This window comes from Amycolatopsis pretoriensis, from assembly GCF_900107925.1.
Lineage (GTDB): Bacteria > Actinomycetota > Actinomycetes > Mycobacteriales > Pseudonocardiaceae > Amycolatopsis > Amycolatopsis pretoriensis.
The window spans coordinates 1,076,858-1,090,612 of the sequence record NZ_FNUJ01000001.1; the positions used below are offsets into that span (position 1 = coordinate 1,076,858).

Here is a 13,755-nt window from a genome sequence, read left to right on the forward strand (position 1 = left end):
AGCCATGACCACAGTGGACATCGGGATCCCTCGTCGACTGGTCGAGTTCACCGTGGACGGCTCGACGGTTCGTGTGCCCGAAGGCTCGACGATCCTCGACGCGTGCACGGCGGCGGGCAAGGAGATCCCGACGCTGTGCTACGGCGACACCCTGGAACCGGCGAACGCCTGCCGCGTCTGCATGGTGGAGGTCGAGGGCTCCCGGACGCTGGTGCCGTCGTGCTCCCGCAAGGCCGAGCCGGGGATGGTGGTGCACACCGATTCGGAGCGGACGCGCACGAGCCGCAAGGTGGTCCTGGAGCTCCTGGCGTCGGCGACGGACCTGTCGACCACTCCGAAGGTCGCCGAGTGGATCGCCGAGGCCGGCGCCGACCCGTCGCGGTTCGGCCCGGACGCGGCGACGGTCGCCCAACCGGCCATTGTGGACAATGAGCTGTACGTCCGCGACTACGAGAAGTGCATCCTCTGCTACAAGTGCGTCGACGCGTGCGGCGACCAGTGGCAGAACTCGTTCGCGATCAGCGTGGCCGGCCGGGGGTTCGACGCCCGGATCTCGACGGAGTTCTCGAACCCGTTGCCCGACAGCGCGTGCGTGTACTGCGGCAACTGCGTCGAGGTCTGCCCGACCGGGGCGCTCAGCTTCAAGCGCGAGCACGACAAGCGCGAGGACGGCACGTGGGACGAGTCCCGCCAGACCGAGACGACGACGGTGTGCACGTTCTGCGGGGTGGGCTGCAATCTGACGCTGCACGTCCAGGACAACGAGATCGTCAAGGTGACCTCACCGCACGACAGCTCGGTCACCCACGGGAACCTCTGCATCAAGGGCCGCTTCGGCTGGCAGCACGTCCAGAACCGCTAGGACCACGCCGCGATCACGCGGTCGAGGTTGACGAGCACGGTGGGGTGCTCCTCGACGGCCTTGCGGCCGCGCAACGCCCGCAGCAGTGAACGTTCGTCCCGGCGATGGGCGGCCTGGACGGCGTGGATCCGGACCCGGGAGTCCTCGTCGTCGAGCGCCGACTCCAGGAGCGGGGTCACCTCGCCGCCGGCTTCGATGAGGTGCCAGACGGCGGACGTGCGGGTGTTCGGATCGGGCCGGGTGAGCAGGGGCGCCAGGTCCGCGCCGAGCAGTTTCCCGGAGGCGGTCAAGGCGCGCATCGTCTGCCAGAGCACCTCGCGATCGGGGTCGGCGAGCAGCTCGCGGGCGCGGTCCGCGAGATCCGGGGTGCCGAGGGCGGCGAGTACGCCGATCGCCTCGGCGCGGACGGTGGGTTCGTGGTCGGTCAGGGCCACGCGGGCCGCCGGGGCCACCGCCACCTTCGCGGCCCTCGCGGCCGCGAGCGCCGCCGCGCGGACCCGGCCGTCCGGGTCGGCGGCCGCGGCGGCGAACGCCACGGCGGTCTCGCGGCCGGTCGAGGGCAGGTACGCGACCGAATGCGCGGCCTTGGCCCTCCGTCGCGGGTCCGGGTCGCCGCTGAGCACGGCGAGCAAAGTGCTTTCGTCACCGGGAATCTTGTATCCGAACTCCGTCACGGAACACCCGGCGAGCAGCTCGTCGAGCCAGCGGTGGTACCAGGCGAGGAAGTCCTCGTCCTCCAGGACGTAGGGGGCGGGAACGCCGTTGAGGTCGAGCCTGACCAGCCGCCCGCGGCCAGGGCCGGACACGACGAGGTGCGTGTAACCGGTGCAGCCGTGGTGGACGACCGCGAGCGTGCCCTGGACCGGGTCGGGTTCGTCACCAGGGCCCCAGAAGCCGTCCCACCAGTCGTTCTCGTACCACTGGCCCGGGCTGAACGGGCTCGGGGTGCGGAGGTGGCCGCGGAACGAGTCGGACACTTCCGCGTAAGCGTCGGCGAGCCGGAGCAGTCCGTAACCCGGGCCCGCGCCGCCGTCGCCGACCTCGAGCAGGAACGTGCGGTAGCTCTCGGGCAGGCGGATGTCGTGCTCCGCCTCGAAGGTCGCGATTTCGTCCGCCGGCAGGGCCGGGTTCAGCCGGAAGCGGTGGTGGCCGGCGCCGAACAAGTCGCGCAGCCGCGGGTCGGCGGCGGCGCGATCGAGCTTCTCGACGATCCGGGCGCGTGCTCCGGTCATGGTCTTCCCCCTGTGGTCCGGAAGGAGCGTAACGAGCGGGGCCGGCGTGAGCCGTTGACCTCGGCGCAGGTCAGCAGCTATTCTCGATATGCGAAAGAAAAATTCCGGATAGCGAAATTCGAGGTCGCGATGCCAGAAGAGGGGCACTCCCTGCCGTACGCCGCCAACCTGTCGATCCTGTTCAAGGAGGTACCGCTGCTCGAGCGGGCCGCCGCCGCGCGGGAGGCCGGGTTCACCGACGTCGAGTACTGGTGGCCGTTCGACTCCGCGGTCCCCGGGCGCGACGAGGTCGACGCGTTCGTCGAGAGCCTGGACGGCGTCCGGTTGCGCGGGCTGAACTTCTACGCCGGCGACATGGCGGCGGGGGAGCGCGGCCTGGTGTCGTGGATCGGCCGCGAGACCGAGTTCGCCGACAGCCTCGTCGTCGCCCTCGGGATCGCCGAACGCACTGGCTGCCGCAGCTTCAACGCGCTCTACGGCAACCGGCTCGACGGCGAAGACCCCGCCAAGCAGGACGACCTGGCGCTGGTCAACCTCGCGAACGCCGCCGAGGCCGCCGCGAAGATCGGCGCGCAGCTGGTCCTCGAACCGCTCTCCGGCGCGGACCGCTACCCGCTCAAGACCGCCGCGGACGCCGTGGCCGTGCTCGACGACCTCGGGCGCGGCAACGTGCGGCTGCTGGCCGACCTGTACCACCTGGCAGTCAACGGCGATGACCTGGACGCGCTGGCCGCGAAGCACCTCTCCCGGATCGGGCACGTGCAGATCGCCGACGCACCCGGCCGCCACCAGCCCGGCACGGGCGAGCTGGACATCGAAGGACACCTCGCGAGGCTGCAGAACGCGGGTTACGACGGGTTCGTCGGGATCGAGTACGTCCCGGAACCCGACACCTCCACGTCGCTGGCCTGGCTGCCGAAAACCCGAAGGGGACGAGCATGAAACTGGGATTCATCGGACTGGGCGTGATGGGCGCCCCGATGGCCGCGCACCTGGTCGCGGCCGGGCACGACGTCAGCGGCTACGACGTCCACGCGGCGGCAGGCGAGAAGCTCCAGGCCGCCGGCGGGCGCGCCGCGTCGGGGGTCGCCGACGCGGTGGCCGGGGCGGACGTCGTCATCACGATGCTGCCGAACCACCCGCAGGTCGAGGAGGTCGTGCTGGCCGCGGGCGGGGTCCTGGACGCCGCCGAGCCCGGCGCGCTCCTGATCGACATGAGCACCATCCGGCCCGAGACGTCGATCGCCGTCGCCGAAGCCGCGCGGGACAAGAAGATCCGCGTCCTCGACGCACCCGTGTCGGGTGGGCAGGCCGGCGCCGAGCAGGCGTCGCTGTCCATCATGGTCGGTGGGTCCGAAGAGGACTTCGAGGCCGCGAAGCCGGTGTTCGACGCGCTCGGCAAGACCGTCGTGCACGTCGGCCCGCACGGGGCCGGGCAGGTCGTGAAGGCCGCCAACCAGCTCGTCGTGGGCGGCATCTACGGCCTGGTCGCCGAGGCGATCGTGCTGCTCGAAGCGTCCGGTGTGGACGCCGCCGTCGGCCTGGACGTGCTCGCCGGCGGCCTCGCCGGCAGCCGGATCCTCGAGCTCAAGCGCAAGTCCATGGTGGAGCGGGAGTTCGCGCCCGGCTTCCGGATCGACCTGCACCACAAGGACATGGGGATCGCGCTGGCCGCCGCCCGGCAGGCCGACGTCGCGCTGCCGCTGACCGGGCTGGTCGCCCAGCTCGTCGCCGCCGGCCGCGCCATGGGGTACGGCTCCCTGGACCACTCGGCCTTGCTGAAGGTCGCCGAACAGTTGTCGGGCCGCGTCCCGGCGGAGGTGTGACATGCCCAGAATCCCCGCGATGCAGGCGGTCGTCGACGTCCTGGAGAGCGAAGGCGTCGACACCGTCTTCGGCTGCCCCGGCGCCGCGATCCTCCCGCTGTATAACGCCCTACAAGGCCGGGCGATCCAGCACCTGATCGTCCGCCACGAAGAGGGCGCGACACACATGGCCGACGGCTGGGCGAGGACGAACGGCAACGTCGGCGTCGCCATCGGCACGTCCGGTCCGGCCGGGACCAACATGATCACCGGGCTCTACACCGCGCACGCGGACTCGATCCCGATGATCTGCATCACCGGCCAGGCGGCCACGACCAAGCTGCACCAGGAAGCGTTCCAGGCCGTCGACATCGTCGAGATCGCCAAGCCCGTGACGAAGTGGGCCGTGCAGGTCAAGGAAGCCGCGCAGCTGCCGTGGATCTTCCGCGAGGCCTTCCGGATCGCCCGCTCGGGCCGCCCGGGCCCGGTGCTCATCGACCTCCCGATCGACGTCCAGAAGCAGGACATCGAATGGGACTCGTCGATCGATTCGCCGCTGCCGGTGACGGCCGTGAAGCCCGCGTCCGCGCGGGTCGAGCGGGCCCTCGACATGCTGCTGGCCGCCGAGCGCCCGCTGATCCTGGCCGGTGGTGGCGTGGTCCTCGGCGAGGCGAGCGAGCAGCTCCGGGCCGCGGCCGAACGCCTCGACGTCCCGGTCCAGGTGACGTTGATGGGCAAGGGATCCTTTCCCGAGGACCACGAGCTGTTCGCCGGGATGGCCGGCATCCAGACGTCGCAGCGCTGGGCGAACGCGGCCTTCCTGGAGGCCGACCTGGTGCTGGCGCTGGGCGCGCGCTTCGGCGACCGGCACACCGGCGAGCTGTCGGTCTACCGCGGCGACCGCAAGTTCATCCACGTCGACATCGAACCGACGCAGCTGGGCAAGGTGTTCGGGCCCGACCTCGGGATCGTCTCCGACACGCGGGAGTTCCTCGACGCGCTGCTGGCGGCGCTGGAGCGGCGCTCGCCGGAGCAGCGGCGTGAGTGGGTCGGCCGGATCGCGGAGCTGAAGGAAGCGCTTCCCCGCAAGGAGGACTTCGACACCCTGCCGATCAAGGCGCCCCGCGTCTTCAAGGAGATCAACGAAACCTTCGGCGAGGACACGTACTTCGTCACGGCGATCGGGCTCTACCAGATCTGGTCGGGCCAGTTCCAGAAGGCGCACAAGCCGCGCCACTACCAGGTGTGCGGCCAGGCCGGCCCGCTCGGCTGGGAGATCCCGGCCGCGATCGGGGTCAAGAAGGCGCGGCCCGAAGCCGAAGTCGTCGGCGTGGTCGGCGACTACTCGTTCCAGTTCCTCGTCGAGGAGCTGGCGGTCGCCGCCCAGTACGACGTCGGGTTCGTGCTGATCATGCTCAACAACGAGTACCTCGGCCTGATCCGCCAGGCCGAGACCGGGTACGACATGAACTTCGAGGTCGACATCCACTACGACTCGAACGGCACGGACAACGTCAAGATCATGGAGGCCTACGGCTGTTCGGGCACCCGCGTGCTCGAACCCGGGGAGATCCGGACGTCCCTCGAATGGGCCCGCAAGGAGGCCGAGCGCACCAGCCGGCCGGTCCTGGTGGAGATCATGATCGAACGCGAGGGCAACGCCGCCATGGGTGCCGCGCTCGACGCCGTCAAGGAGTTCGAACCCGCGTAGTACCCGCGTGACCCAGGCCGCCGTGCGAGCCCCTGACCTCGCACGGCGGCCTTTCCACGCCCTGGATCGAGCTGTTGTCGGAAAGTACAAACGACGGCCGTAAATTCACCCGTCTTTCAGGGGTTTTGCCGTGGTCCCGGCCACACCCGAGCGTGTGTACTTCTTCACGAAGCAGCCCCGAAAGGACGTCCACAGTGGAATTCCTCCGACCCGCCTCGCTGGCCGACGCGCTCGCCGCGCGTGCCGCGAACCCCGGTGCGGTCCCGATCGCCGGCGGCACGGACGTGATGGTCGAGATCAACTTCGACCACCGCCGTCCGGAGTCCCTGCTCGACCTCGGCCGCGTCGCCGAGCTCCACGAGCACGGCACCGACGGCGGCCGGATCCGGATCGGCGCGGCCGTGCCCTACACCCGGATCATCGCCGAACTGGGCACACGGTTGCCCGGCCTCGCGATGGCCGCGCGGACCGTGGGGTCCCCGCAGATCCGCAACCGCGGTTCCGTGGGGGGCAATTTGGGCGCAGCTTCGCCTGCGGGCGATTCGCACCCGGCGTTGCTCGCGGCGGACGCGGAGGTCGAAATCGCGTCGGTGCGCGGCACGCGGATCGTGGCGGCGAAGGACTTCTACACCGGGGTCAAGCGGAACGTCCTGGAGCCGGACGAGCTGATCACGGCCGTGCTGCTGGCGCCGGCCACCGGGCCGCAGCAGTTCAGCAAGATCGGCACCCGCAACGCCATGGTCATCGCGGTCGCCGCCTTCGGCCTCGCGCTGCACCCGGAGCAGCGGCGTGTCGGCACCGGCGTCGGCTCGGCCGCGCCCACGCCTCGCCGTGCGCTGGACGCCGAGGAGTTCCTGGCCGGCGAGCTGGACTGGGAGTCGCGCCGGCCGGTGACCGACTCGGTGAAGCGCCGTTTCGGTGACCTGGTCGCCGCGGCCGCCGCGCCGATCGACGACGTCCGGGGCAGCGCCGCCTACCGGCGCCATGCCCTGGGGGTCATGGCGCGAAGGACGCTGACCTGGGCCTGGACCGACTACTGCGGAGGGAGCGCGAAGTGCGCGTGAACGTCACCGTCAACGGCGAGCACCGCCGGGCGGACAACGTCTGGGAAGGCGAAAGCCTGCTCTACGTGCTGCGCGAGCGGCTCGGCCTGCCGGGCTCGAAGAACGCCTGCGAGCAGGGCGAATGCGGCTCGTGCACGGTCTACCTCGACGGCGTCCCGGCCTGTGCGTGCCTGGTCGCGGCCGGGCAGGCCGAGGGCCGCGAGGTCGTCACGGTCGAAGGACTCGCTTCCGGAGACGATCTGGACCCGGTGCAGGAGTCGTTCGTCGAGCGCGGCGCCGTCCAGTGCGGGTTCTGCACGCCCGGTCTGCTGGTCGCGGCGCACGACCTGATCGAGCGCGTCCCGGATCCCAGCGACGTCGAGATCCGCGAGGCCCTGGCGGGGAACCTCTGCCGGTGCACCGGCTACGAGAAGATCCTCGACGCGGTCCGTGACGCGGCCGCGAAGAAGGCCGTCCGATGAGCGCCCCGGCCCGCTCGCCGCAGGAGCTGCACGACACGATCGCCGGCGGCATCGGCGAGAGCCCGCTGCGCCCGGACGGGACGCTCAAGGTGCGCGGCGAGTTCGCCTACTCGTCGGACCTGTGGCACGAGGACATGCTGTGGGGCGCCACGCTGCGCAGCCCGCACCCGCACGCCCGGATCGTCCGCCTCGACGTCTCCCGCGCGCTGGCCCAGCCGGGTGTGCACGCGGTGCTCACGCACGAGGACGTCCCCGGCGAGAACGTCTACGGCCTCAAGTACCAGGACACGCCGGCGCTGGCCGCGGACCTGGTCCGCTACCAGGGCGAGCCGATCGCCATCCTGGCCGCCGACCACCCGGAGATCGCGCGGCAGGCGCTCAAGGAGATCGTCGTCGAGTACGACGTCCTCGAGCCGATCACCGACCCCGAGCGGGCCGCGCACGACGACACGCTGCCGAAGCTGCACGCGGACGGGAACCTGGTCCGCCACCAGCGGATCGTCAAGGGCGACCCGGCGGCGACCGCGGACGTCGTCGTGTCGGGCGTCTACGAGATCGGCATGCAGGACCAGGCGTTCCTCGGGCCCGAATCCGGGCTCGCGGTGCCGGCCGAGGACGGCGGCGTCGACCTCTACCTGGCCACCCAGTGGCTGCACGTCGACCAGCGTCAGACCGCGAAAGCTCTGGGGCTGCCGTTGGAGAAGGTGCGGCTGACGCTGTCCGGCGTCGGCGGCGCGTTCGGCGGCCGCGAGGACCTGTCGATGCAGATCCACTCGTGCATGCTCGCGCTGCGCACCGGCCGCCCGGTGAAGATGAGCTACAACCGGCTGGAGTCGTTCTTCGGGCACGTCCACCGCCACCCGGCGAAGATGTACTACGAGCACGGCGCGACCCGCGACGGCAAACTCGTGTACGTCAAGGCGCGGATGTACTTCGATGGCGGCGCGTACGCGTCGAAGACCCCGGTCGTGGTCGGCAACGGCACCACGCTCAGCGTCGGCCCCTACGACGTGCCGAACGCGCACATCGAGGGCTGGGGCGTCTACACCAACAACCCGACCTGCGGTGCGATGCGCGGCCTGGGCGCGGTCCAGCCGACCTACGCCTACGAGTCCCAAATGGACAAACTCGCGGCCGCGCTGGGCATGGACCCGGCGGAACTGCGGATCCGCAACGCGCTCAGCGAAGGGTCCACTGTGGTCACCGGGCAGGTCGTCGACTTCCCGGCACCCGTGGCCGAGCTGGTCCAGCGGGTCCGCGACCTGCCGCTGCCGCCCGAGCCGGCGGGCGAACGCGACATCCGTGAGCTGCCGGGTGGCGCGTCCAACACCACCCACGGCGAGGGCGTTGTCCGCGGCGTCGGCTACGGCGTCACGATCAAGAACATCTCCTATGCGGAGGGCCTCGACGATTATTCGACCGCTCGCGTGCGCCTGGAGGTGCTCGGCGGCGAGGCGGTGGCGATGGTGCACACCGCGGCGGCCGAGGTCGGCCAGGGACTCGTCACCCTGCAGCAGCAGATCGCCCGCACCGAACTGGGCCTGACCCGGGTGAGCGTGCACCCGGCCGACACGAGCGTCGGCGACGCCGGCTCCAGCTCGGCGTCGCGCCAGACCTACGTCACCGGCGGCGCGGTCCGCAACGCCTGCCGCGCGGTCGCCGAGGCCGTCTACGCCCGGCTCGGGGTGCCCGCCGAGGGCATGTCCCTGGTGGGCGGGAAGGTCGTCGCGGCCGACGGCGAAGTCGTCGCGGACCTGGCCGAACTGCTGGGGGACACCGCGATCGAGGAGACCCGCGAGTTCCACCACCGGCCGACCTACCCCCTGGACCCGGAGACCGGCCAGGGCGACGCCCACGTCCAGTACGGCTTCTCCGCCCACCGCGCGGTGGTCGACGTCGACCTCGACCTCGGCCTGGTCAAGGTCGTCCAGCTGGACTGCGCCCAGGACGTCGGCAAGGCCATGAACCCCGACGCCGTCGTCGCCCAGATCCAGGGCGGCTCGGCACAGGGCCTCGGCCTCGCCGTGATGGAGGAGATCCTGGTCAAGGACGGAAAAGTCCGGAACCCGTCGTTCACGGACTACCTCATCCCGACCATCCTCGACATGCCGCCGATGCAGGTCGACGTCATCGAGCGGCCCGACCCGCACGCGCCCTATGGCGTCCGCGGCGTCGGCGAACCACCCACGATCTCGGCGACCCCGGCGGTCGCCAACGCCATCCGCGCGGCCACCGGCCTCGAGCTGCCGCGCGTCCCGATCCGCCCCGAGCACATCACTGGAGTCTGAGATGACCACGTCGATTTCCGTCGAGCGAGACTGGCTCGACGAAGCTGTCCGCATCGCGGAGACCAACGTCGCGAACGGCGGCGGCCCGTTCGGCGCGCTGATCGTCAAGGACGGCGAGATCATCGCGACCGGCGTCAACCGCGTCACCGCGAACCTCGACCCGACCGCGCACGCCGAAGTCGTCGCCATCCGCGCGGCGTGTCAGGCGCTCGGCACGTTCAAGCTCGACGGGTGCGTGCTCGTCTCCAGCTGCGAGCCGTGCCCGATGTGCTTGTCCTCGGCGCTGTGGGCGCGGGTGGACAAGGTCCTCTTCGCCGCCGACCGCGACGACGCCGCCAAGGCCGGCTTCGACGACCGCGCCTTCTACGAACTGTTCGACCGCCCGCGCGACACCTGGACGGTCCCCGTGACGCGACTGTCCGCAAAGGACGGTTTCGCCCCCTTCGCGGCTTGGCTCGACAAGGCCGACCGCACCGACTACTGACCCACAAGGCCAGCTGACCGGAGCAAACCGAATCGAACGTCCCGCTCGCCCAGGCACGGTGTGGTGCCTTGGCCTGGCCGAGCACACCCACCGGCAAGGGCAGGACGCATGACCCAGACCGAAGTTCCCACCCCAGTAGTCGAAGAAGTACCCGAACAACGCCGATCGCTGCTCGACAAGCTGTTCGAGCTGCGGACCCGGCAGAGCACGGTCGGCCGTGAAGTCCGCGGCGGCGTCACGACGTTCGTCGCGATGGCCTACATCGTGCTGCTCAACCCGCTCATCCTCGGCGCTTCCGCCGACATCACCGGCGCCCGGCTCTCCGCGGCGCAGGTGACCACCGCGACGGCGCTGGCGGCCGCCGTGATGACCGTCCTCATGGGACTCGTCGGCAACGCGCCCCTCGCGCTGGCCGCCGGGCTCGGCATCAACGGCATCGTCGCGTTCCAGATGGCCCCGTCGATGACGTGGGCGCAGGCGTTCGGGCTGGTCGTGCTCGAAGGTGTCTGCATCGTGCTGATGGCCGTGAGCGGTGTCCGCGAGCGGATCATGAACGCGATCCCGCGGCCGCTCAAGATGGCGATCACCGTCGGGATCGGGCTCTACATCGCCCTGGTCGGACTGGTGAGTGCCGGGTTCGTGACCCGGATGCCGGACTCGGCGCAGACCACGGTCCCGGTGCGCCTCGGGGCGGCCGGGCACCTGCACGGCTGGCCGATCGTCGTGTTCTGCTTCGGGCTGCTGCTGATGATCGTGCTGATGGCCCGCAAGGTCCCGGGCGCGGTGCTGATCAGCATCGGCGTGGCGACGGTGCTCGCGGTCGTGCTGCACGAAGCGTTCGGCGTCGGCGGCTGGGGCCTGACCACCCCGGCCCTGCCCGACCACGTGGTCGCCGCCCCGGACTTCGGGCTCTTCGGCCACATCGACCTGTTCGGCGGGTTCGCTTCGGCGGGCGCGCTCGCGGCCACGGTCTTCCTGTTCACGCTGGTGCTGTCCGGGTTCTTCGACGCGATGGGCACGATCACCAGCGTCTCGGACGAGGCCGGGCTGTCGAAGAACGGCAAGGTCCCGCGGATGGGCCGGATCCTGCTGGTCGACGGCGCGGGCGCGATCGCGGGCGGCGTCACCGGCTCGTCGCCGAACACGGTGTTCCTGGAGTCCGCGGCCGGCGTCGGCGAAGGTGCCCGGACCGGGCTGGCGAGCGTCGTCACCGGGCTGCTGTTCGCCGGGACGCTGTTGTTCACGCCTCTCGCCGGGGTCGTCCCGGCCCAGGCGGCGGCGCCCGCGCTGGTGGTCATCGGCGGCATGATGGTGGCGCAGTGCCGCCACATCCCGTGGAACGACCCGGACTACACGATCCCGGTGTTCCTCACCGCGGCCCTGATCCCGTTCACGTATTCGATCACCAACGGCGTCGGCGCCGGCCTGATCGCGTTCGTGCTGATCAAGATCGGCCGCGGCAAGTGGCGCGAGGCCGGCTGGCTGCTGTCCCTGCTGGCGCTGGTGTTCGCGGTGTACTTCGCCGTCGACGGCGTCGAAGCCCTCTTCCGCTAAGGAGAATCCCGTGGCCCTGATGTTCTTCAACGGCGGCGCCATGCGCGGCGAACCGCTGCACCACCTCCTCGACGGCTCGCCGTTCGTGGGCGCCGCGCGCACGGCCCCGAAGTACCGGTTCTACGCCGTCGGCGACCAGTGCCCGGCGCTGTACCCGGTCTCGCACGGCGGTGCCGAGGTGACCGGTGAGGTCTACGACGTCTCGCTGGACGACCTGCGGGACAAGGTGCTGCCGTCCGAGCCGCACGAGCTGGAGCTGGGGGTGGTGGAGCTGACGGACGGCAGTTCGGCGTTCGCGATGCTGCTGCGGCGGCCGTACACCTCGCACGTCGCCCTGCGCGACATCACCGAGGTCGGCGACTGGCGGGCGTACAAGGCGAGCGCGTGAAGATCCTGGTCGCGCCGGACAAGTTCAAGGGGTCGCTGACCGCGGCCGAGGTGGCGTCGGCGGTGGCTTCCGGCCTCGCCGACGTCCACCCCGGCGTGGCGGTGCAGCAGCTGCCGGTGGCCGACGGCGGCGACGGCACGGTCGACGCGGCCGTCGCCGCCGGGTACGAGCGCGTGCGGGTCCCGGCGCGCGGCCCGACGGGAGCGCCGGTGACGGCGTCGTACGCGGTCCGCGGCGACACGGCGGTGGTGGAGCTGGCCGAGGCGTCCGGGCTGCACCGCCTGCCGGGCGCCCCGGCCCCGCTGACGGCGACGAGCGCGGGCACCGGCGACGTCATCGCGGCGGCCGTCCGGGCGGGGTGCCGGCGCATCGTGCTGGGGGTGGGCGGCAGCGCCTGCACGGACGGCGGCGCGGGCATGCTGACCGCGCTGGGAGCCCGGCTCTTCGACCGCGCCGGGCGTGACCTCCCGTTCGGCGGCGCGGCGCTTGCGGGCCTCGCTCTGCTGGACCGGGCGGAGCTGTTCGAAGTGGACATCGAGCTGGCGAGCGACGTGGACAATCCGCTCTACGGCCCGCGCGGAGCGGCTTTCGTCTACGGGCCCCAGAAAGGAGCGTCCTCCGAGGACGTCGAGACGCTGGACGCGGCGTTGCGGCACTGGGCGTCGATCGCCGGCCCGGACTTCGCGTCCCGGCCCGGCGCGGGCGCGGCCGGGGGAGTGGGTTTCGCCGCGATGGCGGTACTCGGCGCCACGATGAGGCCGGGCATCGAGCTGCTGCTGGACCTGCTCGGCTTCGACGCGGCGTTGACCGGTGCGTCGCTGGTGATCACCGGAGAAGGGTCCCTGGACGAGCAGACACTGTCCGGCAAGGCCCCGGCCGGGGTGGCGAGAGCGGCGGCGGCGAAGGGCATCCCGTGCATCGCGGTGTCCGGACGCTGCCGGCTGCCATCGCCGCAGTTGCACGCGGCGGGCATCTCGGCGGCGTACGCGCTGACGGACCTGGAACCCGACCCGGCGCGGTGCATGGCGGAGGCGGCACCCATGCTGCGCCGCCTCGCCCACCGCATCGCCGTAGACCACGTGAACAACCGATACTGAAAAGTTGTTACCATCGTAACCATGGCAACGAAGACGGCGGCGGACACGAGGGAGCGCATCCTCGAAGCGGCAGCGGCTTTGCTGGTGGCCGAGGGGCGCGACGGTCTGTCGACGCGCGCGGTGAGCGCGGCGGCGGGCGTCCAGCCACCGGCGCTGTACCGGTTGTTCGGGGACAAGGACGGCCTGCTGGACGCGGTGGCGGCGTACGGGTTCGACGAGTACCTGACGAGCAAGCGAGCCTTGGGGTCAACGGGCGACGCGGTCGAGGACCTCCGCCGTGGTTGGGACTTGCACATCGAGTTCGGGCTGTCGAGGCCGGAGTTCTACGTGCTGATGTACGGAGACGCCCGCCCAGGCCGAACGTCTCCGGCAGCGCGCGAGGCAGAGGCAATGCTGCGAGGAATAGTCGAGCGAGTGGCGACGGCGGGCAGGCTGAGGGTGAGCGTCGAGCGAGCGGCAAGACTGGTGCACGCAACGGGAATGGGCGTGGTGCTGTCGTTGATCGCAACGCCGGAGCAAGAACGCGACGAAGAGCTGTCACCAACGGCCCGAGAGACGGTAATGGCCCGAATCCTGACGGGCACAGAGGAGTCGCCAGGCTCAGGCCTGCCAGAGCGAGCAATAGCCCTCCGAGCAGGTCTGGACGGCGCGGAAGCGCTGACCCAGGCAGAACGAGTGCTGATGGCGGAATGGCTGGACCGCATAGCGAACGCCTAAGGCGAGGGCCAGTCGAGAACCCGGGCACCATCGAAACCCAGGCCCCCCGGCAACCCCGATCCGAAGCCAGAACACGGCCGGCAGCACCGGGT

The 13,755-nt window shown here is 71.0% G+C and carries 13 protein-coding genes; 12 read left to right on the forward strand and 1 reads right to left on the reverse strand.

Annotation, left to right across the window (positions count from 1 at the left end; translation table 11 throughout):
• Nucleotides 1-4 precede the first annotated feature (4 nt).
• On the forward strand, nt 5-862 hold the full coding sequence (locus tag BLV96_RS05045) for a 2Fe-2S iron-sulfur cluster-binding protein (protein ID WP_086680881.1): 858 nt from the start codon (nt 5-7) through the stop codon (nt 860-862).
• Here BLV96_RS05045 and BLV96_RS05050 read toward each other — a convergent pair.
• A complete protein-coding gene (locus BLV96_RS05050; protein ID WP_086680879.1) occupies nt 859-2,094 on the reverse strand; it encodes a HEAT repeat domain-containing protein in 1,236 nt (411 codons plus the stop codon). The genes BLV96_RS05045 and BLV96_RS05050 overlap by 4 nt on opposite strands.
• Nucleotides 2,095-2,223: 129 nt before the next feature.
• Here BLV96_RS05050 and BLV96_RS05055 point away from each other — a divergent pair, with 129 nt between their 5' ends.
• The 11 genes from BLV96_RS05055 (at nt 2,224) to BLV96_RS05105 (ending at nt 13,663) form a co-directional block, all read left to right on the forward strand.
• The gene (locus BLV96_RS05055) at nt 2,224-3,036 is read left to right on the forward strand and encodes a hydroxypyruvate isomerase family protein (protein ID WP_086680878.1); all 813 of its coding nucleotides are present in this window, start codon (nt 2,224-2,226) and stop codon (nt 3,034-3,036) included.
• Nucleotides 3,033-3,920 carry a 2-hydroxy-3-oxopropionate reductase gene (locus BLV96_RS05060; RefSeq protein WP_086680876.1) on the forward strand — a complete coding sequence of 296 codons (888 nt, stop codon included), beginning with the start codon at nt 3,033-3,035 and terminating at the stop codon, nt 3,918-3,920. Before BLV96_RS05055 ends, BLV96_RS05060 begins: the two co-directional genes overlap by 4 nt.
• 1 nt (nt 3,921) lies before the next feature.
• On the forward strand, nt 3,922-5,610 hold the full coding sequence (gene gcl, locus BLV96_RS05065) for a glyoxylate carboligase (protein ID WP_086680874.1): 1,689 nt from the start codon (nt 3,922-3,924) through the stop codon (nt 5,608-5,610).
• A gap of 194 nt (nt 5,611-5,804) precedes the next feature.
• Complete coding sequence (locus BLV96_RS05070) at nt 5,805-6,674, forward strand: FAD binding domain-containing protein (protein ID WP_086680872.1); 870 nt, start codon at nt 5,805-5,807, stop codon at nt 6,672-6,674.
• A complete protein-coding gene (locus tag BLV96_RS05075; RefSeq protein ID WP_086680870.1) occupies nt 6,665-7,135 on the forward strand; it encodes a (2Fe-2S)-binding protein in 471 nt (156 codons plus the stop codon). The genes BLV96_RS05070 and BLV96_RS05075 overlap by 10 nt, the downstream gene beginning before the upstream one ends.
• Nucleotides 7,132-9,423, forward strand: a complete 2,292-nt coding sequence (gene pucD, locus BLV96_RS05080) for a xanthine dehydrogenase subunit D (RefSeq protein ID WP_086680869.1) — start codon at nt 7,132-7,134, stop codon at nt 9,421-9,423. The genes BLV96_RS05075 and pucD overlap by 4 nt, the downstream gene beginning before the upstream one ends.
• Before the next feature lies 1 nt (nt 9,424).
• Nucleotides 9,425-9,907 (forward strand): nucleoside deaminase, encoded by a 483-nt coding sequence (locus BLV96_RS05085; RefSeq protein WP_086680867.1) that lies wholly within the window; start codon nt 9,425-9,427, stop codon nt 9,905-9,907.
• A gap of 108 nt (nt 9,908-10,015) precedes the next feature.
• Nucleotides 10,016-11,461, forward strand: a complete 1,446-nt coding sequence (locus tag BLV96_RS05090; protein ID WP_086680864.1) for an NCS2 family permease — start codon at nt 10,016-10,018, stop codon at nt 11,459-11,461.
• A gap of 10 nt (nt 11,462-11,471) precedes the next feature.
• Nucleotides 11,472-11,849 (forward strand): allophanate hydrolase-related protein, encoded by a 378-nt coding sequence (locus BLV96_RS05095; protein ID WP_086680862.1) that lies wholly within the window; start codon nt 11,472-11,474, stop codon nt 11,847-11,849.
• Complete coding sequence (locus BLV96_RS05100) at nt 11,846-12,946, forward strand: glycerate kinase (RefSeq protein ID WP_086680860.1); 1,101 nt, start codon at nt 11,846-11,848, stop codon at nt 12,944-12,946. The genes BLV96_RS05095 and BLV96_RS05100 overlap by 4 nt, the downstream gene beginning before the upstream one ends.
• A gap of 21 nt (nt 12,947-12,967) precedes the next feature.
• Nucleotides 12,968-13,663: a TetR/AcrR family transcriptional regulator gene (locus BLV96_RS05105; RefSeq protein WP_086680858.1), complete on the forward strand. Its 696-nt coding sequence runs from the start codon at nt 12,968-12,970 to the stop codon at nt 13,661-13,663.
• The last annotated feature ends 92 nt before the right edge of the window (nt 13,664-13,755 follow it).

Bases quoted from the DNA above. Each gene is read 5' to 3' on its own strand.
- BLV96_RS05045 (WP_086680881.1), top strand. From the start codon at position 5: ATGACCACAGTGGACATCGGGATCCCTCGTCGACTGGTCGAGTTCACC.
- BLV96_RS05050 (WP_086680879.1), bottom strand. From the start codon at position 2,094: ATGACCGGAGCACGCGCCCGGATCGTCGAGAAGCTCGATCGCGCCGCC.
- BLV96_RS05105 (WP_086680858.1), top strand. From the start codon at position 12,968: ATGGCAACGAAGACGGCGGCGGACACGAGGGAGCGCATCCTCGAAGCG.
- BLV96_RS05060 (WP_086680876.1), top strand. From the start codon at position 3,033: ATGAAACTGGGATTCATCGGACTGGGCGTGATGGGCGCCCCGATGGCC.
- BLV96_RS05055 (WP_086680878.1), top strand. From the start codon at position 2,224: ATGCCAGAAGAGGGGCACTCCCTGCCGTACGCCGCCAACCTGTCGATC.
- BLV96_RS05090 (WP_086680864.1), top strand. From the start codon at position 10,016: ATGACCCAGACCGAAGTTCCCACCCCAGTAGTCGAAGAAGTACCCGAA.
- gcl (WP_086680874.1), top strand. From the start codon at position 3,922: ATGCCCAGAATCCCCGCGATGCAGGCGGTCGTCGACGTCCTGGAGAGC.
- pucD (WP_086680869.1), top strand. From the start codon at position 7,132: ATGAGCGCCCCGGCCCGCTCGCCGCAGGAGCTGCACGACACGATCGCC.
- BLV96_RS05085 (WP_086680867.1), top strand. From the start codon at position 9,425: ATGACCACGTCGATTTCCGTCGAGCGAGACTGGCTCGACGAAGCTGTC.